Here is a 21,629-nt window from a genome sequence, read left to right as displayed (position 1 = left end):
GATTCCGGGGTATTGTGCCTCAATCCAGCGTGCGGCGGAAGCGCGTCACGGCGATGGTCATGGCGACCAGCATCAGGACGGCCAGCGCCAGCGCGTCATAGCGCAGGTTCTGCATGGTCGCGCCCTTCAGCATGATGGCGCGGACGATGCGCAGGTAGTGCGTGAGCGGCAGGGCCTCGCCGAGATATTGCGCCCAGGCCGGCATGCCCGCGAACGGGAACATGAAGCCGGACAAGAGGATGCTCGGCAGGAAGAACATCATCGACATCTGCATGGCCTGGAGCTGGTTCTGCACGACCGTCGAGATCGTGTAGCCGATCGACAGGTTGGTGGTGATGAACAATGTCGACAAGAGCGCCAGCAGGACCAGATTGCCGAGCACGGGCACGCCGAACAGGCCGACGCCGATGCCGATGATGAGGAAGGCCTGGACGAAACCGACCAGCACGTAAGGAATGATCTTGCCGAACATCACCTCGACCGGCCTGATCGGCATCGAGAGCAGGCTCTCCATCGTGCCGCGCTCGACCTCGCGCGTGACCGAGAGCGCGGTGAAGATCAGCATCGTCATCGTCAGGATGGTGCCGACGAGGCCCGGCACGATGTTGAGGCTCGAGGACGCCGCCGGATTGTAGCGGGCGTGCGCCCGGATCTCGAACGGCATCTCCGGGGGATCGCCGATATAGAGATCGTGCTTGAGCGCGGTCTGCACCACCATGCCGAGCGAGCCGAGCGCGGCGCTGGCCGCGACCGGATCGGTCGCGTCGGCTGCGACCAGCAGCGCCGGCTTGTCGCCGCGCCGCACCGCGCGCTCGAAGCCGCGCGGGATCTCGATGCCAAACAGCACCTTGCCGGATTTCAGGAGATTGTCGAAATCATCGACATCGTGCACTTCGTAGAGGAAGCGGAAATAGGCCGTGTTCTCCAGCGCCTTCAGCACCGAGCGGGCGAGATCGCTGTCCTCCTGGAGCAGCACTGCGCTGGGCAGATTGTGCGGCGTGGTGTTGATGGCATAGCCGAACAGCAGGAGCTGCATCACCGGCAGCATCACGATCATCGCAAAGGACACGCGATCGCGTCTGAGCTGGATGAACTCCTTCACCAGCATCGCATAGGAACGCTTCCAGAAGCCGAAGCGCTCGCGGATCTCGTGCGTTGGGAAAGGCTGATCGACGGCGGTCATTGGAAGTTGTCCTTTGAGCGGCCCATCAGTTCGATGAACACGTCCTCCAGCGAAGGCGACGATTTCTGCCAATGCAGGCCGCTTCGGTCGCGCCATGGCGCGATGCTCGCCTCCAGCGCCGCGACATCGCGCCCCGAGACGTGCAGCGAGGTGCCGAACGGCGCCACCATGTCGACGCCGGGCTTGCCGGTGAGCTCGGCCGCAAGCCCGTTCAGATCTTCGCCCGTCACGGTGTAGGTGGTGAGCGCCGACTTCGCGATCACCTCGTCGACCGTGCCGTGCGCCAGCAGGTGGCCGTAGGCGATATAGGCGATCTCGTGACAGCGTTCGGCCTCGTCCATGTAGTGGGTGGAGACCAGAACGGTGAGCCCATCGGCCGCGAGCGCATGGATCTCGTTCCAGAAGTCGCGCCGCGCCTTGGGATCAACGCCCGCGGTCGGCTCGTCCAGCAGCAAGAGCTGCGGATTGGGCAAGGTGCAGGCGCCGAGCGCCAGCCGCTGCTTCCAGCCGCCGGACAATTCGCCCGCGAGCTGTTCCTCGCGGCCCGAAAGCCCGAGCCGCTTGATCATGTCGCGCGCGGCGACGCGTGCATCGCGCAGGCCGTAGAGCCGCGCCACGAACTCCAGGTTCTCGCGCACCGAGAGATCCTGATACAGGCTGAAGCGCTGGGTCATGTAGCCGACCTGGCGCTTGATGCGCTCGGCATCGCGGCGGATGTCGTAGCCGAGGCAGGTGCCCTCGCCGCTGTCCGGCGTGAGCAGGCCGCAGAGGATACGGATGGTCGTGGTCTTGCCCGAGCCGTTCGGCCCGAGGAAGCCGTAGATCGAGCCGCGCTTCACCTGCATCGACAGATCGTGCACGACCTCGCGGCCGCCGAACGACTTCGTCAGGCCCTTGACGTCGATCGCGATGCCGTTGCCGGGTGTTCCGTTCATCGCTTGTCCGCCACCGGAGTTTTTGGATCGAGATAGACGCTGATCGGCTGTCCGACGCGCAAGGCATCCGGCCGCGAGGGCCGCGCCTGGATCAGGTAGACGAGCTTATTGCGCTCATCGAGGCTGTAGATCACCGGCGGAGTGTATTCGGCCGAGGTCGCGATGAAGTAGATCTTTGCGGTGAGATCGGCCGAGCAATTGTCGCAGGACACGCGGACCTGGTCGCCGATCGCGAGCTTCGGCAGCTCACTCTCCGGCACGAAGAAGCGCAGCTTCATGTTGCCGGGCGGCATGATCGAGAGCACCGGCCGCTGCGCCGCGACCATCTCGCCTTCGCGGAAATAGATCTGCTGGATGGTGCCGGCGACCGGCGCGAAGCCCTTGCGCCGCGCCAGCCGAGTCTCCGACGTCACCACTCGCGCCTCCGCGACCCGCAGGTCAGAGACGGCGGAATCGAGCGTCGCCTGCGTGCCGGAGCCGGTCTTTCTCAGCGACTCCGCGCGATCATGGGTCTGCCGCGCATTCGCCAGCGTCGCCTTGGTCTGGTTGAGATCGGCGAGTTGCAGATCGTCGTCGACGGAATAGAGGTGATCGCCGACCTTGACCTCGTCGCCTTCGCGCACGTTGAGCTTCGTCACGCGACCGGCCTCGTCGGGGCTGACGAAAATCATGTCGGCCTCCACCCAGCCCTGGAAACCGGGATCGCGCTTCTCCATGCAGCCGGCGAGGCCGGTTGCGAGCGCGACGGTCAATACGACTCTCAAAATTGCTTGCGACGACCTCATGTCGTCCTCCGTTCGCCAAAAATCAAATCAAGATGGACGCGCAGCATCTCCTGCGCATCGAGCGGCGCGTGCCGCGCAAACAGGCTCTGCCAGATCACCGCGATCATCGCCGGCGCAACCAGGATCTGGGGAAAGCGCGCGAGATTCTTCTGCTGGATCTCGCCGCGAGCGATGCCGAGCTCGATCAGCGCGCGCATGCCGGCGATCCCGCGCGAGACGACCTCGCGATAGTAGAAATCGGCCACGGCTGGAAAACGCGGCCCCTCCGCCACGATCAGGCGCACGAGATCGCCGCGCCTCGTGTTGGCGACCTCCTTGAGGAAGTTGCTGGCAAAGGCCTCGACCAGATCGCGCACCGAACCGGTCGGCGGCGGCAGGGCGTTGAGCTTCTCCACCACCGGCACGATCACGATGCGGACCAGCTCCTCGAACATCGACTCCTTGTCCTTGAAGTGCAGGTAGATCGTTCCCTTGGCGACGCCCGCGCGCTTCGCGATGTCGTCGAGCCGGGTCGCGGCGAAGCCGCGCGCGATGAATTCCTCCAGCGCCGCCTCCACGATCGCCGCACGGCGCTCCGCTGCGCGCACGGCGCGGTTCGAGGCGGAGGCGACGACGTCTCCTCCTGCTATGGGCGCTTGGCCCTTTGCGGCCGTACGGATGTCCGGCGGCGGCGCGGAAATGTCGATCGGCTTCTTTGTCATGCGCGAATTTTGACTGACTAGTCAGTCAAAGTCAAGAAGACACACTCCGCGCCTGAGCAGAACGAATTAGTGTTGACTAATGCATTAGCAAATACTAATTGATTGGTCATGACTGAAGCCGCCCCAAACCCCATCACGACGGTCATGCGCGCGCTGGCCGACCCAACCCGCCGCGCCGTGTTCGAGCGTGTGTTCGAGAGCAAGGAGATCAGCGTCGCCGAGCTGACGCGCGGCAGCGGCGTGACCCAGGGCGCGATCTCGCAGCACCTGAAGTCGCTGAAGCAGGCCGGCCTCGTCGCCGAGCGCGCCGAGGGCCGCAACGTCTATTACCGCGCCTCCCCCGAAGGCCTCGAGCCGTTGGTCACCTGGATGGATCATTACGGTGTCTTCTGGCGTGAGCGCTTCCAGAACCTGCGTGACCTCTTGAAGGAGATCGATCCGTGAGTGCAGCCGAGTTGAAAGCCAATACACAGGACATCGTCATCGACGAGGTCTTCCCTCACGCCACCGAGACGGTCTGGAAGGCGCTGACCAGCGCACAGTTGATCGGGCGCTGGCTGATGCCGCCAACCGGCTTTGAAGCGACCGAAGGCACGACCTTCACATTCCAGACCACCCCCGGTGGCGCCTGGGACGGCGTCATTCACTGCCGGGTTCTGGAGGTCGTGCCGAACCGGCGCCTCGTCTACGCCTGGAAGGGCGGCGATGAGCGCAACACCGGCTACGGCGCGCCGCTCGACACCGTCGTGACCTGGTCCCTCACCCCGGTCGAGGCCGGCACGCGGATACGTCTGGTTCATGCAGGCTTCGTCATGCCGAGGAACGAGTCGGCCTACAACGTCATGAGCGGCGGTTGGAAGAAGGTCGTCCGACAGCTCGACGAAATCAGCGGCGAAGAGTGAGTGGGAGATATCGCGATGAACAAGCCCTATATCGGCGGCTGCGCCTGCGGAGCGATCCGCTATTCGATTGCCGGCGAGCCCCTGTTCAGCAATCACTGCCAGTGCCGGGACTGCCAGCGTGAAAGCGGCAGCGGCCACGGCTCGTACGCGACCTTCGCGCGCGCCGGCGTCACGGTGACAGGCGAGGCCAAGCAATGGGACATGGTCGGCGACAGCGGCAACGTGAAGACGCGCGCCTTCTGCTCCGTGTGCGGCTTGCCGGTCTACATGACCTTCGCCGCGATGCCCGACATCTTCACCATCCGCGCCGCGAGCCTCGACGAGCCGGCGCGCTACAAGCCGCAAGCGGTCACATATGCCGCGCGCGGACATGACTGGGACCAGTTCGACCCAAACCTGCCGAAGTTCGAGACCATGCCGCCGACGTGAGGAGCCAGCGCCAGGGCGTGTGCTGCTTTCGCGCAAACCGGAGATCGAGCCAGCATCGCCGAGTGACCCAGTCTGCCCCAACTGAGACATTGGCGGGAGGCTTCTGTCCCGCGACTTGCGTTTAGGACCACGGCGGTTCTTCGCTGGCCCCGGCTGCCTCGTGGTGGATCGTGACACCCGCCGACCGCAACCCGGTCAGCAGTACAGTTCTTACAAACGCGGGATCGAATCCAATATCCTTGGCGTTTGGTGGATGTGCCTCGCTGCCCTTCAATCGGAGCGCCAAGTGCAAGTGCTCGCAAAGGTGCTGAACGACGAGATTGACCTGATCGTCAGTCATGATCTGCCCTTCCTGCTACCATCTTGCTACCCAACCAGGTAGCACACATGAAAATAGTGAGGTGCACGATTGGACCGCGCACCGCTCGGTATCGTTCATGCCAGATCGTCCAGCAAAGCCCTCGCACTCCGCAGATCCGGGCTGTCGAAGCCCTCGCTGAACCAGCCGTATATCTGCGCGAGCAGATCGTACGCGGCGTCTCGCCGGCCCTGCTGCTGCCAGAGTTGCGCCAAGACCATGGCTGTCCGCAGTTCCAGAGATTTGGCCTCTTGGTGTTGGGCGATCTCTATGGAGCGGCGAAGACACGCCTCCGCATCCCCCGTTGCAGCTCTCTCGAGCAGCAGTTCACCATGCACCCTATGGATTTCGGCCCCGAGAATCTCTTCGTGGAACGTACGAGCATGCTCGGCCGCGATCTTGATCCAATCGAGGCCCGCCGCGGTGCGGCCTGTCTTCATACATACATCCGCCAGCCCGACGCTCATTTGTGTCGTAGCAAGCTTGGCGCCCAACGCCTGCCAGTCGGCCCAACCTTTTTCCATCTCGGCGATACCGTCATCGGTTCGACCGAGCGCCGCGCGAGCGCGGCCTCTCATTATCATGGCGTAGGCCGTCCACTGCGGGAAACCGTACGCGGCACAGATGACTGAGGAGGCCTCGGCGCGCTCCAATGCCTGAGAAAATTCGTTGCGATAGACGTGCAGCGCGGATGCGAGGCCGAGGGTCATGGCGTTGATGAAAGGGTTGGATAGCCGCTCGGCATCGGCCAACGCCTCGCTGATCAATCTGCTCGACTTGTCCGGATAGCCGAGGAACCATGTCAGCCACGCGCCATAGGCTCTGCACAGCACGCTCGGATCCTCGCCGTAGACGAGGATCTCCGCGCGCGCCGTGTCGGCATCCCAAAACTCGATGGCCTGACGAAAGCTTTCCCAGCCGGACTCGAACTCGCCGCTGAAAAACAGGGCGCAGCCCTGCGCCCGATGAGCGAGCGCCCGACGTGTATCATCACCTTGCGCATCTGCCAGGGCCACTAATTCGGCGCTCAGTGCTTGCGCTTTCAGGAGCGGTTTGCGCAGGAATGCGCTATTCCAGAGGCCGCGCAGCACGGTAAAGCGGTGCGGAGTCTCGGGCAGGCTGCCGCATAGCTCGCTCGCCCGGCCGTAGATGCTTTCGACGTCAGCGGCCATGTAGCCTCGCGCTGCGATCGTCGGTACGCCGAGGGCGATGAGCAAGTCAAGCTCCTGCCTGTCTCGCTCCAGTCCCGCCGATTTCGTCCCCAACAACTCCAGCGCCTTGGTGTAGTTCGTGATCGCCTCTTCGTTGGCGGAACGCGCCGCAGAGCGCCGTCCTGCTCGCAGGCTATAAGCGATGGCATCATCGATGAGCCCCGCCTGCGCATAGTGATACGCAAGAAGTTCGGGTTGGGTCTCGACGATTTGGGGCATCAGCTCCGCAATCGCTGCGGCGATGCGGCCGTGAAGCTGTCGGCGCGTTGAGCGCAGGAGGCTTCGATAGGCGGCGTCCTGCACGAGCGCGTGCTTAAAGATGTAGGTTGTTTCGGGCAGCACTCCCCTGGGAAAGATCAGTTCCGCCTTGCCAAGCTCGTCGAGTGCGTTCTCGAGCGCCTCGTCGTGAATTGGCGCCACGGCATCCAGCAGCTTGTAGGTAAATTCCCTTCCAATGACAGCGCCGATCTGGGCGATCTCCCTCACGGGCGCGAGGTGGTCGAGCCTCGCCAACAAACTGTCGTGCAGCGTTGCCGGAATCGCCAGGGGAGGCAGCGGGCCCTGCAGGACATAGCGGTCGGCGGCCTCCTCCAGGAGCCCCGATCCCAGGATTGCTTTGGTGAGCTCCTCCACGAACAGCGGCACCCCGTCCGTCTTCGCGATGATCTTGTCCCGGACATCGGCCGGCAACATCTTGCCGTCCGTCAATCTGTCGATCATTGCCACCACATGGCTCTGGGCCAGCCGATTTAAGGCGAGTCTGGTCACGTGAGCGTAGTGGTCCCAAGGCACTTCGAAGTCGGGGCGGAAGGTGACGATCAGCAGGACCGGCCAGCACTGCAGCCGGTCGACGTTTCGCGTAAACGATTCAAGAGTCGTCGGATCAATCCAGTGCGCATCTTCCAGGATGAACAAGACGGGGCGTTGCTTCGCCAGGCCGCCGAGTAGCTCGTTGAGCGCCAGTAAAGTGCGCTCCTTCTGCTCTCGGGGCGTGAGGTTGAGTGCTACGTACCGGCCCTCGATTGGCAGCGACAGGAGCGTCGCAAAGAGTGGCGCAACATCATCGATCGTCGAGAACGAACGTGCCAGTACCTGTTCCAGCTTGTCGATTTTGGTCTCGGTGGAGTCATCAGGCGCAATCGCGGCCGCACGCTCGAGTTGGGAGATCACGGGATAAAAAGGGCTATTCGTGTGATGAGGCGAGCACTGATACAGAATGCGCGTATGGGCCTCGTCGGCGATCTTTTGCCGGAGCGCCGCGACGACCCGCGACTTGCCGATTCCGGCCTCGCCCGATAAGAGCACGACCTGACCTTCGCCAGTTTGTGCCTGGACCCAGCGGTCCATCAGAAAATCGACCTCGCGCTCGCGGCCAAAAAAGCCACTCGCACGCTGAGCCTGCCCGGCCTCGAAGCGACTTTCGGTCGCGTGTTCGCCAACGACCCGCCACGACGGAATTGCATTGGTCATCCCCCTGAGAAAGCGCGACCCGAGATCCTCGAAATCAAATCGTCTGCCGAGCAGCTGCCTCGTTCCATCGGCAATGACAACAGTGTTCGGCTCGGCGATGGTCTGGAGCCGGGCCGCGAGGTTCGGCGTCTCACCGATGACGACCTGCTCCTGAGACAAACCTTCACCCAACGTCTCGCCGACCACCACGAGGCCCGAGGCGATGCCCACGCGAACCTCTAGTTGGACCTCAGTCGGCGGCATCAGCCGGCTGACCGCATCGACGACCGCGAGACCCGCTCTGACCGCGCGTTCGGCATCGTCTTCATGAGCCCTTGGATAGCCGAAATAAGCCAGCACGCCGTCGCCCATGAACCTCGCGATGAAGCCGTCGAATCGACGGATCGCCCGGACGCAAGCCTCCTGAAATCCCCGTATGACCTCGCTCAGGTCCTCCGGATCGAGGCGAGTCGAAAGCGCCGTCGAGCCGGCCATATCGCAAAACATGACCGTCAAGTGGCGGCGCTCGGCGGCCTGCGGAGACGGTTCGAAGCGGGGCCGCTTGTCCGTCGCTGCGACACTTGCTTGGAGCTGACTCGCGAGCTCCAAGCCACATTGGCCGCAGAATCTTGCACTCGGTTCGTTCAGCGTACCACAAGCGGCGCAGGTCGGCGCAACCGATGCTCCGCATCTGATGCAGAACCTGTTGCCATTCTTGATCTCGGCCGCGCAGCTCGAACACCTCATGAGCTTCCCCGCGATGTAAGGATCATCGCAACTTCCGTCGGGCGTTGAACGCCCGGAGGATTTGCGCAACGACCGCGCCGCCCGCGACGAGATCAATGGAGGCGGCCATCAATGAGTATCATAGCATTCTCGCTGGCTAAAGCAGCATGAACTGCTTCACGGAGAGCCCCCGATTATACCAGCGCAGCGTCCTATAATTCCTACTCCGCACGCATACGAAAAATCCGATTTTCTATCATTAGGTTGTTGAACTCAAGCTCGCTCGAGGCCGGTGATCGTGGCCAAGCCGGCAATCAATAACGGCCGCCATCGCGCTTTTGTTGCGTGATCCATTCCGACAAGGTTCTTGGCGTTGATCCTGAAGTCCCGCGATTTGCTTGGCTTCGTGACGCCTTGGGATTGCTCCGGATCTCCTTCTCCGAAGATTTTCGTAGAAGCACTGCTGATTGCGTCTCCATGACTACCTCTGAAGCAGCGGCTGATCTCTCGGCTGCCTCCTTTTCGAGACGCAGTTTTTTCAATCGCGCCATCTTGTCGCGCTCTGCTTCGGCTTCAGCGCTGTCGGACAAAAGCGTCTTTTGGTGAACGATCTCAGCCGAGACCAGGATCCCGATGACGGTTTTTTCGCCGAGAGCCTTGCAGGCTTCGAACCGATGCAGTCCCTCGACCAGAACGAACCGGCCTTCGTCGGGCCGAACGAGAATGGGGGCTTGTTGTCCGATTTCCAAAATACTTTCTGCAATTTCTCGAACGAGCTCAGGCTTGAGAGCCTTCTTCCTTTTCACCGGAACGTAGATCTTGTCGATTGCGAAGCTTTCCGGTTTTGGCATGGCTTCTACTCCGTAGTGACTGAACTCGATCCGGAGCACCCGGCGACGGTGGCAAGACTTTAGGGATGAAGCGCTCTACGGCCAAGGCAATTTCCGCAGGCCGGTCGCGAAGGTCATGTCCTCCATCAGCTATCCCAGGGACGAAGGCTTGGGTAGCACTCGGTTCCGTTTTGTGGCGGACGATATTGGCGGGCGCCACTTTGGCGCATCACGTGACGAGCAACGGAGCAGTCCGCGACCGTTATCCTCGGTCTCGTCGGCATCGGTCGATGAGATACGCAAGCCTCTGCTGAGGAGATTTGCGGTAGCTCGTTCCGCCTGCTGCCGATTTGAAACAGAGCAATGCCGGCTTGTGACCCTGGCTGTGTGAAAAGCCAGACCCGAATCCGACATTGCCGTTCGATTATCCTGCGTCAACAAGTGCCCTCTCTCTCGATCGCAAGATCGGATAGACTGTAAGCGGCTGGGCTGAAGACGGGCCGTGCTGAAAATTCCGTTCGGGCGAACGGGCAGCCGTACTGCCGTAGGCGGCCGCCGCAATCTCAGCCAACCACCTTTACCGCTGATGTTCCACCATCCATGCCGCGGATTCGCGCGCGGAGGTGCATAAGTCAAAGGAGGAGCCACAATGAATCGGCATAGCCTCTTCAACATTGTTGCGATGACGGCGATCGGGCTCGCTGCGTTGACTGGCAGCGCCGTTGGTCAGGAGACAGGCGAGCATAAGTTGATCACGCCGCAGGATGTCAAATGGGGACCGGCGCCACCGTCCCTCCCACCCGGTGCGCAGTCCGCGGTGCTGTACGGCGACCCGAGCAAGGAAGGCCTGTTTGCTTTTCGTCTGAAAGTGCCGCAGGGCTATCACATTGCACCGCACACCCATCCCAAGCCGGAGATCGTCACCGTGCTCTCGGGGACAGCGCGCTTGGGGATGGGAACGACGGCCAATCACGACAAGGCCCAGGCTCTTCCCACGGGTAGTTTCTTTGCGCTGCACCCCGGTACGGAGCACTATTTCTTCGCCGACGAAGACACGGTTCTTCAGATAAACAGCACCGGTCCGTGGGGCATCAACTACATCAATCCGAAGGACGATCCGCGTACGAAGACGCAGTAGCGGGCTCAGGTCTGATTGCGCGGGCGGGTAGGCCGCTGTTACGAGGACGCCTGGGCAGGCCGAAGCGGACATCGACCAAGATCGCGGTCACGCGTTGTCATGAGTCCACGCTCTAGCCAAAATCGAGCACCATACGGCCGTCGATCTTGCCGGCCTTCATCCGGTCGAAGACGCCGTTGATCTCTGCGAGCGGCACCTTGGTGACCTCGGCCTTGACCTTACCGTCCGCGGCAAACGCGATGGCCTCGTCGAGATCCCTGCGGGTCCCGACGATCGAGCCGCGCACAGTGATGCGCTTGAGCACGACATCGAAGATCGGCGTCGGGAATTCGCCCGGCGGCAGGCCGACGAGACTGACGGTGCCTTTCCGGCGCACCATCTTCAGCGCCTGGGCGAACGCGGCCGTCGAGACCGCCGTCACCAGCACGCCGTGCGCCCCGCCGCCGGTTGCCGCCAGCACATTGTCCACAGCATCGGCAGCGAGTGCGTTGACCGCGAGATCGGCGCCGGCGGCGCGTGCGAGCGCAAGCTTGTCCTCGGCGATGTCAATCGCCGCGACCTTGAGCCCCATCGCTTTGGCATACTGGACCGCGACATGGCCGAGCCCGCCGACGCCTGAGATCGCAACCCACTCGCCGGGGCGTGCGTCTGTCTCCTTCAATCCCTTGTAAGTCGTTACGCCGGCACAAAGGATCGGCGCTATGGCGGCAAAATCCGCGTTTGCGGGCAGTCTTGCGGCGAAGGCGGCAGAGGCGATGACATATTCGGCGAAGCCGCCGTTCACGCTGTAGCCAGTGTTGTGCTGGTGCTCGCACAGCGTCTCCCAGCCGGTCTCGCAGTATTCGCAATGCAGGCAGGCATCGTGCAGCCAGGCTACGCCGACGGCATCACCGACTTTGAGATTTTTCACGCCGGGCCCGAGTGCCGCGACGGTACCGGCCACCTCGTGGCCTGGGATGAAGGGCGGAACCGGCTTCACTGGCCAGTCGCCGGATGCGGCGTGCAGATCGGTATGACAGACACCGCACGCCTTCACCTTGACCAGAACCTCGCCGGGGCCGGGCTGCGGCACCGGGACATCCTCAATCACCAGCGGCTTGCCGAATTGCTTGACGAGGGCAGCTTTCATGGTCGGCATCGGTCTGCTCCTTCTGATTTGCGGGAGGCAGACTAACGGCCGCGCGGAATGTGTCCTTGATTGGGGTCAAGCAGCACAATGTTTGCGCAAGCGACGCGATAACAATCAGGTGACAACGCGCCGCGCGCGGCGCCGATGTCAGCTATGGAACTTCAATCCATCGACAATTTTATCGATCACCTTACGCTCGGCGCGCATGGCGATGCCGACGAGATTGAGATCGGCGCGCGCGACCGCCCTCACCGCTTCGCGGTTGGCCGCATCATGCGTGGTCTTGAACATGTCCTCGGTGTAGACCGCCGGCGTGACGCCACGCGACAGCGCGCGGTCGAGCGCACGCGCCAAGGCCGAACCGTCGGCGCCGTAGATCAGGATCGGTTGGCCGATCAGCGAAAGATATTTCGTTCCGGAGGCGTCTTCATAGGGCTTGCCGATGCATCCGGGATAGGCCGCAGCGACGCCGCTGGTGAGAAAGGACGCGACATTGAGCTTCTGCCAGGCCTGAAGATCGGTCCGGATCACGACGGCGACCTTGGTGTCGAATTGCATGCAATTCCTCAACTGTCATTCCGGGGCGGTCCGCAGGACCGGCCCCGGAATCTCGAGTTTCTCAGGTGCGCAACTGCGCACCAGAGTTCGATGCTACGCATCGCCCCGGAATGACGGCAAGAGGAATCACCCCTTCGCGTCGCAGGCCCAGGCGCGGATCACGCATTCCTTGCCGCCATACTTATAGCATTCGCGCGTGGCGGCATTGAGCGTTGCGGATATCTTCGGCTTCACGGCATAGCCATAGGCGCCGCAAGGATTGGCGAGATCGACCGACATCGCGGCGCAGGCGCGCTTCATCGTCACCGTCGTGCAATCGCCCTTGCACTGCTTTTGCGCCGCCGCGCGCGCCTCGTGTTCGGCAGCATAGTCAAAAGCCTGGCCGTAGGCGCCGCACTTGCCGACTGCGAACGCACCCGCGGCGTGGACTTCGGTGATGTAGCGGGCGCCAGTGACAACAACCGACAAGACAAAGCAAAACATCGCGCAACGGCGCGCGACGACATTCGAAGCCATGGAAAAACCCCTCACCCCCAAGGCAAGTGGCGGCGACTGTAAGCGGCGGTCGTTTCCAGATGGTGAACGGGAGGTTGAAAACGGAGGCCCGCGAAGCGGCCGCACGCTTAGACCTCATCCTGAGGTCGTCTCGAAGCATGGCCGCGGGCGCATCCGCCTTCATTGTTCGAGACGGCGCGGAGCCTATCATCGGACCTGGTGGCGCCTCCTCACCATGAGGATTTGAGAGCGTCGTAGGGTGGGTTGGCGCAGCGTAACCCACCTCTTTGCGATCCGCGTTGAGAGAAGTGGTGGGTTACGCCTAGCGGACTGCGCTTCGCGCAGCCGCGGGGCTAACCCACCCTACGGCATCGCTATCCGCGCCGTGCCGCTTCCAGCGCCTGCGGCGTGTCGATGTCGAGGAAGGCGCTCTCGCCGTCGACGGGCACCTCGGCGACCGCCTCGGCGTGTTTGGCGATCAGGTGGCGCGCGCCGATGTCGCCGTCGAGCGTCATCAACTCCCTGAAGAAGCGGCGCGACCACAGCACGGGATTGCCGCGGCGGCCTTCGCTGACCGGCACGACGATGAGATTGCCGCGGTCCGGCGCAAAGCCGTCGATGAGACGGTCGATCAATCCGGCATCGATCAGCGGCATATCGCCGAGGCAGACCAGGGCGCCATCGCATCCTTCGGGCACAGCCGCGATGCCGGCCTTGACCGAGCTTGCGATGCCGCCGGCAAAATCCGGATTGCGCACGAACTTCACCTTCAGTCCCTGCAATGCCTGCTCGACCAGCTCGGCCTGGTGGCCGGTGACGACGATCACCTCAGATGCTTTTGAGGCCAGCGCCTGTTCGGTTGCGAGGCGCACCAGCTTCTTGCCGTCGAGCTCGGCGAGCAGCTTGTTCGGCCCGCCCATCCGGGTCGAGCGTCCCGCCGCGAGCACGATCGCCGCGACCTGGCTGCTGCCCTCGGTCTCCGGCTGAGCGCGCGGCTGAGGCCGCGTCACGATCTCCATCAAGAGGCCGCCGACACCCATGCCCATCAGCTCGGACCGCGTCACCTTGATGCCGGCGAGCAGCCGCATCAACACCCAGTCGAACCCGTTCTCGACCGGCGAGCGCGCGCAGCCCGGCGCACCCAGCACCGGCACGCCGCCGGCACGTGCGATCAGGAGCAGATTGCCGGGATCGACCGGCATGCCGAAATGCTCGATCTCGCCGCCGACTCCGGTGACAGCCGCCGGGATCACGTCGCGGCGATCGGCGATCGCGGAGGCGCCGAACACGATCACGAGCTCGGCGCCAAGCCCGAGCAGCTCCTTGATCGCGGCCGACAGCGCCCGCTCCTCGTGCTGGACCCGCCGCTCGGCGATAATGCTGGCGCCGGCCGGAGCGAGCCGCTCGGCTGTGACGCGCAGCGTCTTGTCGACCACCTTGGAGGACAGGCCCGGCAGCAGCGTCGAGACCACGCCGACGCGCTTGATGACGTAAGGCGCGACCGTCAGCACGTCCTTGCCCGCGGCCTTCACCGCGGCATCGCGCAAGTTTTCTTCAACGCCGAACGGAATGATCTTGACGGTGCCGACCATCTCGCCCTCGACCACCGGCTTGAAGGCGGAGAGCGTGGCAAACGTGATGGCCTCGTCGATATTGTTGACGCGGTCGACCGCGGCGCGATCGATCACCAGCACGCCCGGGCGCGCCGCGAACAGATTGGCGCGGCCGGTGAAGGCGCGCTCGACATGGATGCCCTCGCCGCCGACGGCGAGCGCAATGCTGGCGGCCGCGACGTCCTCGGAGACGTCGCCCTTCTCCATGCGCACCACGACGATGTCCTTGATGCCGGCGCGCGTCAGCGCCTCGACCTCGGCCGGGCCGATCGTCGTGCCTTTCTTCAGCACCAGCGGTCCCTGGCGCAGGGTGTGGACGGTCACCCCGCCGATCGCATCCTTGGGGCTCGCCGGACCGAATTTCATGCCGCTTCTTCTTTTTCTTTTGGGGGCAGCCGGAGCACCGCCGTGATCTCGGCCATGATCGCGACCGCGATCTCGGACGGGGAGACAGCGCCGATCGCAAGGCCGATGGGCGCGTGGATGCGCGCGATGTCGCTCTCGTTCGCACCCTGCGCCCGCAGCCGGTCGCCGCGCTTGGCGTGGGTCTTCCGCGAGCCGAGCGCGCCGATATAGAAGCAGTTGCGCTCGAAGGCGTGCAGCAGCGCGGGATCGTCGATCTTCGGATCGTGCGTCACCGCGACGAACGCCGTGTAGGCATCGACATTGAGCGGCGGCAGCGCCGTGTCCGGCCACTCGGCGACCAGCGGAATGTCGGGAAAGCGCTCGGGGCTCGCAAACGCCGTGCGCGGATCGACCACGGTGACGTCATAGCCGAGCGAGCGCGCCAGCGGCGCAAGCGCCTGGCTGATATGGACGGCGCCGATGATGACGAGCTTTGCGGTTGGCGCGTAGACGTTGAGGAACAGCTTCTTGCCGCCGGCCTCGACATTGGCGCTCTTGCCCATGCGAAGCTGCTTGTCCAGTTCTGCGCGCAGCGGATCCCCGGCAAAGTCCCTGGCCTTCACCAGTCGCTGCTCGCCGCTCTCGGTGTCGGTCACCAGGATCACCGGCCGGCGCGCGGCGCGCTCGGCATTGAGTTCGTGCAGGATCTCGAGCTTCACGACTAGCCGACCTTCTCGACGAAAACGCGGATGGTGCCGCCGCAGGACAGCCCGACATTCCAGGCGGTCTCGTCGGCGACGCCGAACTCCAGCATCTTGGGCTTGCCGCTCTCGATCACGTCCATCGCCTCGGTGACGACGGCGCCCTCGACGCAGCCGCCGGAGACCGAGCCCAGGAACGTGCCTTCGTCATTGATGACGAGGCTCGAGCCCGCCGGGCGCGGCGCCGAGCCCCAAGTCTCCACCACGGTGGCGAGCGCGACGCCATGGCCGGCCTTCTGCCAGTCCTCCGCCGCCTTCAGGATGTCCTCGTCGCGATCGAGCATGGCTACCTCTCAAGCTGCGGAGCGGATCAGGCTGCGGTGATGCGGCGGCAGCGGCTGGGAGAGCGTTTTGATCAGCTCCTGGATCGATCTCAAATTATGCACGGGGCGGAATTCGTCAACGTGCGGGAGCATCATTTTGATGCCCTGTGCCTTGGCCTCGAAGCCGCCGAACCGCAGCAGCGGGTTCAGCCAGATCAACCGCCGGCAGGAGCGATGCAGCCGGTCCATCTCGAAGGCGAGCTTGGAATCCGCCTCCCGCTCCAGCCCGTCGGAGATCAAGAGCACGATGGCGCCCTGGCTCAGCACGCGCCGCGCCCACAATTTGTTGAAGTTGTGCAGCGAGGTCGCAATCCGGGTGCCGCCGGCCCAGTCCTCGACCGCGGCCGAGCAACTCGCCAGCGCCTCATCGGGATCGCGCTGGCGCAGCGCGCGCGTGACGTTGGTGAGGCGGGTCCCGAACAGGAACACCGAGACACGCTTGCGCGCATCGGTGATGGCGTGGAGGAAATGCAGGAACAGGCGGGTGTACTCGCTCATCGAGCCCGAGATGTCGAGCAGCGCAACGATCGGCGCCGGCTTCTCGATCCGCCCGAGGTGGTGGAGGTCGATGATGTCGCCGCCGGTGCGCAAGGACGCGCGCAGCGTGCGGCGCAGGTCGAGGCGCAAGCCGTGCGGATCGGGCCGGTGCCGCCGGGTCAAAAGCTCGGCCTGCGGCAGCCGCATCCTCTCGATGGCGCGCAACGCCTCCGTGATCTCCGCCGCGCTCATCTGCGCAAAATCCTTCTTCTGAAGGATTTCCTTGTCGGAGACCGACAGGCGCAGATCCTGCTCCTGGTGCTGCGGCGTCTCCGTCATGTGCGGCTGTGACATCGCCTCCTGCACCCGGCGCGAGGCCGGCGGCGGCTTCTTCTTGGCGTGATCGGGCAGCGGCACCGAATCCAGCATGTGCTTCCACTCTTCCGAGGCGCGGAAGAACAGGTTGAAGGCCTGCTTGAAGACCAGCGCATGCTCATGGCGCTTGACGAAGATCGCCTCCAGCGTGGTGAAGACGTCGGCGCGGCTGCCGATCTCGATCACCTGCAGCGCGTTCATGGCATCGATCACCGCGCCCGGCCCGACCGGCATGCCCGCCGCGCGCAGTGCACGGGCAAAGCCGACGATGTTGTCGGCGAACTGCTCGGTCTTCTCAGGCGCAAGGTGGTTGATGGCCATGGTCTCTTATCCATCCCCTCGTCATTCCGGGGCGCGCCCTCTTGGGCGCGAGCCCGGAATCCATTCATCCACAGTCACTGCGGGCCGATGGATTCCGGGCTCGCGCTACGCGCGCCCCGGAATGACGAGCTCAATTGTGACGCACGATCCTCAATTCTCGCTCGTCGCTTCCTTCAGCACCTTCTGCAGGGTGTCGCCCTGCATCCGGACAATATCATCCTGGTACTTGAGCAACGCGCCCAGCGTGTCGCCGACCACCTGCGGGGTCAGCGAGCGGGCGTCGAGCTCGGACAGAGCGGTGGCCCAGTCGATGGTCTCGGCGACGCCCGGCGACTTGTAGAAATCCTGGTTGCGCAGCGCCTGCACGAAGCGCACGACCTGTTGCGACAGCTTTGCGGAGATGCCGGGCACGCGCGTCTTGACGATCGCGAGCTCGCGCTCGGCGGCGGGATAATCGACCCAATGATAGAGACAGCGCCGCTTCAGCGCGTCGTGGATCTCGCGGGTGCGGTTGGAGGTGATGATGACGATCGGCGGGTGCGGCGCCTTCACGGTGCCGAACTCGGGGATGGTCACCTGGAAGTCACTGAGGATTTCGAGGAGGTAGGCCTCGAAGGCCTCGTCGGCGCGGTCGAGCTCGTCGATCAGCAGCACCGGGGGACCGGCGACATCGGGCTCCAGCGCCTGGAGCAGCGGCCGCTTGATCAGATAGCGGTCGGCGAAAATATCGCTGGAGAGCTGCTCGCGATCGGTGTCACCGGCGGCTTCAGCCATCCGGATCGCGATCATCTGCGCGGCGCTGTTCCACTCGTACACCGCCGAGGAGACGTCGAGGCCCTCGTAGCATTGCAGGCGGATCAGCTTCCGCCCCAGCGCCGTTGAGAGCACTTTTGCGATCTCGGTCTTGCCGACGCCGGCCTCGCCCTCGAGAAACAGCGGCCGGCCGAGGCGCAGCGAGAGATAGGTCACGGTGGCGAGCGACCGCTCTGCGAGATAGCCGCGCGAAGTCAGAAGTTCGAGCATCGCATCGACCGATGCCGGCATGGCCCCGGAAATATTGGCCGCTGAAGTCATGAAAGAGCCAGTCTCGCTACGCCCTCACCGGGGACAAGTTTGGGCCGAGGAGTGAGGTCACCTCACTCCTTGGCATTGGCGGCGTCGACGGCGCGCCGCGTCAGCACCCCGATGAGATGCGCGCGGTATTCGGCGCTGCCGTGGATGTCGCTGTTGAGGCCCTCCGCCGGCACGTCGATGCCATCGAGCACCTTCGAGGAGAAGCGCTTCTTCAGGGCTTCCTCGAATGCGGTGACACGGAACACGCCTTCGGAGCCCGCGCCGGTCACGGCGACGCGCACGTCCGAGGGACGGCGGGCGACGAACACACCCACCAACGCGTAGCGTGAGGCCTGGTTGCGGAATTTGATGTAGGCCGCCTTCTTCGGCAGCGGGAACATCACCTTGGTGATGATCTCGTCGGCTTCCAGCGCCGTCGTGAACAGGCCCTGGAAATACTCTTCCGCCTTGAGGCGGCGCTTGTTGGTGACGATGGTCGCGCCGAGCGCGAGCACCGCGGCCGGATAGTCCGCCGTCGGGTCATTGTTGGCGAGCGAGCCGCCGATCGTGCCCTTGTGACGCACGGCCGGATCGCCGATGCCGCCGGCAAGGCTCGCAAGCGCCGGGATCGCCTCGCCGACGACGGCGGAGGTGGCGACGTCGGCATGCTTGGCAGTGGCGCCGATCACGAGCGAGCGCCCCTTCATCTCGATGGTGTCGAGACCTTCGATATGGGAGAGGTCGACCAGATGCGGCGGGCTCGCCAGCCGCTGCTTCATGACGGGAATCAGCGTGTGGCCGCCGGCGATCACCTTGGCGTCTTCGTTCTTCACCAGGAGATTGGCCGCCTGCCGCACGGTCCCGGGACGATGATATTTGAATTCGTACATCTGAATGTCCTGATCGCGGAATGCGCGCGGGTAGAGGTGTTAGGCGAGATCGGATTTCGCCATCGCCTTGGCGCCGGCGGCGATCGAGGCGACGATGTTCTGATAGCCGGTGCAGCGGCAGAGATTGCCTTCCAGCTCCTCGCGGATGGTGTGGTCGTCGAGCTCATGACCCTTGCGATGGACGATATCGATCGCGGTCATGATCATGCCCGGCGTGCAGAACCCGCACTGCAGGCCATGATGCTCGCGGAAGGCCTCCTGCATCGGATGCAGCGGCGCGCCATCGGCGGCCAACCCCTCGATGGTCCGCACCTCGTGGCCGTCGGCCATCACGGCAAGCGTGGTGCAGGACTTCACGGCCTTGCCGTCGAGATGCACGACACAGGCGCCGCACTGCGAGGTGTCGCAGCCGACATGGGTCCCGGTCAGATGCAGATTCTCGCGCAGGAACTGCACCAGCAGTGTGCGAGGATCGACGTTGGCCGTCACAGGATTGCCGTTCACGATGAGGGAGATTTTCGCCATAAGCACTCTCTATCAGCGCCCCGACGGGTCCCGTCGAAGCGGTTCTTATAATTATTCCAGCCTATCATATGGGCCATTATGCCCCGGGGCAACATCGCCCCGAGCGCAGGCCGCCATACGAAAGGCGATGGGCTTTAGCCCTGTACCGCCTTGGCAAAGTTCGCGAAAAATTCGTCGGCCAGTTTCTTGGCGGCGCCGTTGATCAGGCGCTGTCCGAGCTGCGCCAACTTGCCGCCGATCTGCGCCTCGACGTCATAGGACAGCAGCGTGCCGCCGTCCTTCTCGGACAGCTTGACCGCCGCGCCGCCCTTGGCGAAGCCGGCCACCCCGCCCTCGCCTTCGCCGGAGATCTTGTAGCCGTTCGGCGGGTCGAGATCGCTCAGCATCACCTTGCCCCTGAAGCGCGCCGAGACCGGGCCGACCTTCATCTTGGCCACCGCGCGAAAGCCGCCGTCTTCGGTCTTCTCGAGCTCCTCGCAGCCGGGGATGCAGGCCTTTAGCACCTCGGGGTCGTTGAGCTTGGCCCACACGGCCTCGCGCGATGCCGCAAGCTGGACTTCGCCGTTCATTGTCATGGCCATGGGGCGCCTCCCGGATCGCGTTACTTTCGTGCTGTTGAAGTAACGCACGGAGGCCGCAAAGGAAAGGGTGGCGCCCGGTCACGTGCAATGCATATTCGCAACCGCAAAAAGCTTGCGCGAGCGGTTTTGGATTGGCAGAGCCGGGCCATGATGATTAGGTCCCGCGCAACATGAGCACATCCCTCTCCCCCCTGCTCGCGCCGATGCTGTCGAGCGCCGCCATGCGCGCCGTCTGCGAGGATCGGTCTACCCTGCAGAACATGCTCGATTTCGAGGCAGCCTTGGCACGGGCGCAAGCCGCCACAGGCGTGATTCCCGCGGCCGCGGTGGCTCCGATTGAAGCCGCCTGCAAGGCTGGCTCCTTCGACCTCGCGGCGCTGGCGGAGGCCGCGACCCGGTCGGGAAATCTGGCGATTCCCCTGGTCAAGACGTTGACCGCCAACGTCGCCAGGGCGGACGGCGAGGCTGCGCGCTACGTGCATTGGGGCGCGACCAGCCAGGACGTCATCGACACCGCGACCATGCTGACGCTTCGCGCCGGCATCGACGCGCTGGACGTCGACCTCAGCGGCGCCATCAAGGGCTTTGCCGCGCTGGCGCACACCCACCGCAACACCGCCATGGTCGCGCGGACCTGGCTCCAGCACGCGCTACCGATGCCGTTCGGACTGAAGGCCGCCGAATATGCCGCAAGCCTCGCCCGCGCGCGTTGCCGGCTGCGGCGGCTCTCCCGCGAAGGCCTCGCGCTGCAATTCGGCGGCGCCGCCGGCACGCTCGCAGCCCTTGGCGACAAGGGGCTCGAAGTTGCCGAACAGCTCGCGCAGGAGCTCGATCTTCCCCTGCCCGAAGCCCCCTGGCACACTCATCGCGACCGGATCGCGGAAGCCGCATCAAGCTTCGCGATTCTCGCCGGCAGCTGCGGCAAGATCGCCCGCGACGTCTCGCTGATGATGCAGACCGATGTCGGAGAAGCCTTCGAGCCCGCTGGCGAAGGCCGCGGCGGCTCTTCGACTATGCCGCACAAGCGCAACCCAGTTGCGGCCGCAAGTGCGCTGGGGGCTGCGACGATGGCGCCGCAGCTCGCCGCGACGATTTTTGCCGCGCAGGTGCAGGATCACGAGCGCAGCGCCGGGCCCTGGCACGCGGAATGGCCCACCCTGCCGCAATTGATGCTGGTCACTTCGGGCGCGCTCGCGGCGATCGTCGACATCGCCGAGGGGCTCGACGTCGACACGGCCCGTATGCGCAGCAATCTCGATGCGACGCACGGGCTGATCATGGCAGAAGCGGTGTCGATGGCGCTGGCCGAGAAAGTCGGCAAGAGCAACGCGCATCATCTCGTCGAGGCCGCGAGCAAGCGCGCGGTCGCCGAGAAGAAGCACCTGCGCGAGGTGCTGTCAGCCGATTCGCAGGTCACCGCGCATCTTACGCCCCAGAAAATTGCGGCATTGTTCGAGCCGATGGCCTATCAAGGAGCGTCGCAGGCCTTGATCGACCGCCTGCTCGACAGCCTCGACCGCGAATAGAACGGAGACG

General features: G+C 64.2%; 23 protein-coding genes and 1 pseudogene. 5 read left to right on the top strand and 19 right to left on the bottom strand.

Features of this window, described 5'->3' with window-relative positions:
- Positions 1 to 19: 19 nt before the first annotated feature.
- The 4 genes from AXW67_RS20765 to AXW67_RS20750 are packed head-to-tail and all read right to left on the bottom strand — an operon-like array spanning position 20 to position 3,604.
- On the bottom strand, positions 20 to 1,183 hold the full coding sequence (locus tag AXW67_RS20765; protein WP_063679341.1) for an ABC transporter permease: 1,164 nt from the start codon (positions 1,181 to 1,183) through the stop codon (positions 20 to 22).
- Positions 1,180 to 2,118: an ABC transporter ATP-binding protein gene (locus tag AXW67_RS20760; RefSeq protein WP_027552507.1), complete on the bottom strand. Its 939-nt coding sequence runs from the start codon at positions 2,116 to 2,118 to the stop codon at positions 1,180 to 1,182. Before AXW67_RS20760 ends, AXW67_RS20765 begins: the two co-directional genes overlap by 4 nt.
- Positions 2,115 to 2,903 (bottom strand): HlyD family secretion protein, encoded by a 789-nt coding sequence (locus AXW67_RS20755; protein WP_063679340.1) that lies wholly within the window; start codon positions 2,901 to 2,903, stop codon positions 2,115 to 2,117. Before AXW67_RS20755 ends, AXW67_RS20760 begins: the two co-directional genes overlap by 4 nt.
- Positions 2,900 to 3,604, bottom strand: coding sequence for a TetR/AcrR family transcriptional regulator (locus AXW67_RS20750; protein WP_245315649.1), 705 nt, complete (start codon positions 3,602 to 3,604; stop codon positions 2,900 to 2,902). Before AXW67_RS20750 ends, AXW67_RS20755 begins: the two co-directional genes overlap by 4 nt.
- Positions 3,605 to 3,712: 108 nt before the next feature.
- Between AXW67_RS20750 and AXW67_RS20745 the strand changes: the two genes are divergently transcribed.
- From AXW67_RS20745 to AXW67_RS20735, 3 genes are read left to right on the top strand one after another with little or no spacing between them, the layout of a single operon-like run.
- Positions 3,713 to 4,048: an ArsR/SmtB family transcription factor gene (locus AXW67_RS20745; protein WP_027552510.1), complete on the top strand. Its 336-nt coding sequence runs from the start codon at positions 3,713 to 3,715 to the stop codon at positions 4,046 to 4,048.
- Entirely contained in the window at positions 4,045 to 4,506 is a 462-nt protein-coding gene (locus AXW67_RS20740) for an SRPBCC family protein (protein ID WP_063679339.1), read from the top strand. The genes AXW67_RS20745 and AXW67_RS20740 overlap by 4 nt, the downstream gene beginning before the upstream one ends.
- 15 nt (positions 4,507 to 4,521) lie before the next feature.
- Positions 4,522 to 4,935: a GFA family protein gene (locus AXW67_RS20735; protein WP_063679338.1), complete on the top strand. Its 414-nt coding sequence runs from the start codon at positions 4,522 to 4,524 to the stop codon at positions 4,933 to 4,935.
- A gap of 121 nt (positions 4,936 to 5,056) precedes the next feature.
- On the opposite strand, the gene AXW67_RS20730 is transcribed toward AXW67_RS20735, so the two are convergent.
- The 4 genes and pseudogenes from AXW67_RS20730 to AXW67_RS40670 form a co-directional block, all read right to left on the bottom strand.
- Positions 5,057 to 5,275: a hypothetical protein gene (locus tag AXW67_RS20730; RefSeq protein ID WP_027552513.1), complete on the bottom strand. Its 219-nt coding sequence runs from the start codon at positions 5,273 to 5,275 to the stop codon at positions 5,057 to 5,059.
- A 95-nt stretch (positions 5,276 to 5,370) separates the two neighbouring features.
- Complete coding sequence (locus tag AXW67_RS20725) at positions 5,371 to 8,469, bottom strand: ATP-binding protein (protein ID WP_283806463.1); 3,099 nt, start codon at positions 8,467 to 8,469, stop codon at positions 5,371 to 5,373.
- 105 nt (positions 8,470 to 8,574) lie between these two features.
- Positions 8,575 to 8,700: pseudogene (locus tag AXW67_RS45060) on the bottom strand (double zinc ribbon domain-containing protein); the annotation flags it as partial.
- A gap of 293 nt (positions 8,701 to 8,993) precedes the next feature.
- Positions 8,994 to 9,530: a ParB N-terminal domain-containing protein gene (locus tag AXW67_RS40670; RefSeq protein WP_082907971.1), complete on the bottom strand. Its 537-nt coding sequence runs from the start codon at positions 9,528 to 9,530 to the stop codon at positions 8,994 to 8,996.
- Positions 9,531 to 10,158: 628 nt separating this feature from the next.
- Here AXW67_RS40670 and AXW67_RS20715 point away from each other — a divergent pair.
- Positions 10,159 to 10,647 carry a cupin domain-containing protein gene (locus tag AXW67_RS20715; protein ID WP_063679335.1) on the top strand — a complete coding sequence of 163 codons (489 nt, stop codon included), beginning with the start codon at positions 10,159 to 10,161 and terminating at the stop codon, positions 10,645 to 10,647.
- A 112-nt stretch (positions 10,648 to 10,759) separates the two neighbouring features.
- Here AXW67_RS20715 and adhP read toward each other — a convergent pair whose 3' ends face one another.
- The 11 genes from adhP to AXW67_RS20660 all read right to left on the bottom strand — a co-directional run bounded on the left by adhP (position 10,760) and on the right by AXW67_RS20660 (position 20,093).
- Complete coding sequence (adhP, locus tag AXW67_RS20710) at positions 10,760 to 11,785, bottom strand: alcohol dehydrogenase AdhP (protein ID WP_063679334.1); 1,026 nt, start codon at positions 11,783 to 11,785, stop codon at positions 10,760 to 10,762.
- A 138-nt stretch (positions 11,786 to 11,923) separates the two neighbouring features.
- A complete protein-coding gene (locus AXW67_RS20705) occupies positions 11,924 to 12,334 on the bottom strand; it encodes a DUF2000 family protein (protein WP_063679333.1) in 411 nt (136 codons plus the stop codon).
- A gap of 126 nt (positions 12,335 to 12,460) precedes the next feature.
- The gene (locus AXW67_RS20700) at positions 12,461 to 12,850 is read right to left on the bottom strand and encodes a DUF4189 domain-containing protein (RefSeq protein ID WP_063679332.1); all 390 of its coding nucleotides are present in this window, start codon (positions 12,848 to 12,850) and stop codon (positions 12,461 to 12,463) included.
- Positions 12,851 to 13,203: 353 nt separating this feature from the next.
- Positions 13,204 to 14,808 (bottom strand): NTP transferase domain-containing protein, encoded by a 1,605-nt coding sequence (locus tag AXW67_RS20695; RefSeq protein WP_063679331.1) that lies wholly within the window; start codon positions 14,806 to 14,808, stop codon positions 13,204 to 13,206.
- Positions 14,805 to 15,506: an XdhC family protein gene (locus tag AXW67_RS20690; protein WP_063679330.1), complete on the bottom strand. Its 702-nt coding sequence runs from the start codon at positions 15,504 to 15,506 to the stop codon at positions 14,805 to 14,807. The genes AXW67_RS20695 and AXW67_RS20690 overlap by 4 nt, the downstream gene beginning before the upstream one ends.
- 2 nt (positions 15,507 to 15,508) lie before the next feature.
- Positions 15,509 to 15,832, bottom strand: coding sequence for an XdhC family protein (locus AXW67_RS20685; RefSeq protein ID WP_027552521.1), 324 nt, complete (start codon positions 15,830 to 15,832; stop codon positions 15,509 to 15,511).
- Between the two features lie 9 nt (positions 15,833 to 15,841).
- The gene (locus tag AXW67_RS20680) at positions 15,842 to 17,044 is read right to left on the bottom strand and encodes a vWA domain-containing protein (protein WP_063679329.1); all 1,203 of its coding nucleotides are present in this window, start codon (positions 17,042 to 17,044) and stop codon (positions 15,842 to 15,844) included.
- A 150-nt stretch (positions 17,045 to 17,194) separates the two neighbouring features.
- Positions 17,195 to 18,118 (bottom strand): AAA family ATPase, encoded by a 924-nt coding sequence (locus tag AXW67_RS20675; protein WP_063679328.1) that lies wholly within the window; start codon positions 18,116 to 18,118, stop codon positions 17,195 to 17,197.
- 62 nt (positions 18,119 to 18,180) lie between these two features.
- Entirely contained in the window at positions 18,181 to 18,987 is an 807-nt protein-coding gene (locus AXW67_RS20670) for an FAD binding domain-containing protein (protein ID WP_063679327.1), read from the bottom strand.
- Between the two features lie 39 nt (positions 18,988 to 19,026).
- Positions 19,027 to 19,512 carry a (2Fe-2S)-binding protein gene (locus AXW67_RS20665; protein WP_063679326.1) on the bottom strand — a complete coding sequence of 162 codons (486 nt, stop codon included), beginning with the start codon at positions 19,510 to 19,512 and terminating at the stop codon, positions 19,027 to 19,029.
- Between the two features lie 134 nt (positions 19,513 to 19,646).
- Complete coding sequence (locus AXW67_RS20660; RefSeq protein WP_027552526.1) at positions 19,647 to 20,093, bottom strand: SRPBCC family protein; 447 nt, start codon at positions 20,091 to 20,093, stop codon at positions 19,647 to 19,649.
- 170 nt (positions 20,094 to 20,263) lie between these two features.
- On the opposite strand from AXW67_RS20660, the gene AXW67_RS42035 reads away from it, so the two are divergent.
- A complete protein-coding gene (locus AXW67_RS42035; protein ID WP_063679325.1) occupies positions 20,264 to 21,619 on the top strand; it encodes a 3-carboxy-cis,cis-muconate cycloisomerase in 1,356 nt (451 codons plus the stop codon).
- The last annotated feature ends 10 nt before the right edge of the window (positions 21,620 to 21,629 follow it).

This window comes from Bradyrhizobium neotropicale, assembly GCF_001641695.1.
GTDB lineage: Bacteria > Pseudomonadota > Alphaproteobacteria > Rhizobiales > Xanthobacteraceae > Bradyrhizobium > Bradyrhizobium neotropicale.
The sequence above is the reverse complement of the archived record's forward strand: the minus strand, read 5'-3'. Positions and strand labels throughout refer to the sequence as shown.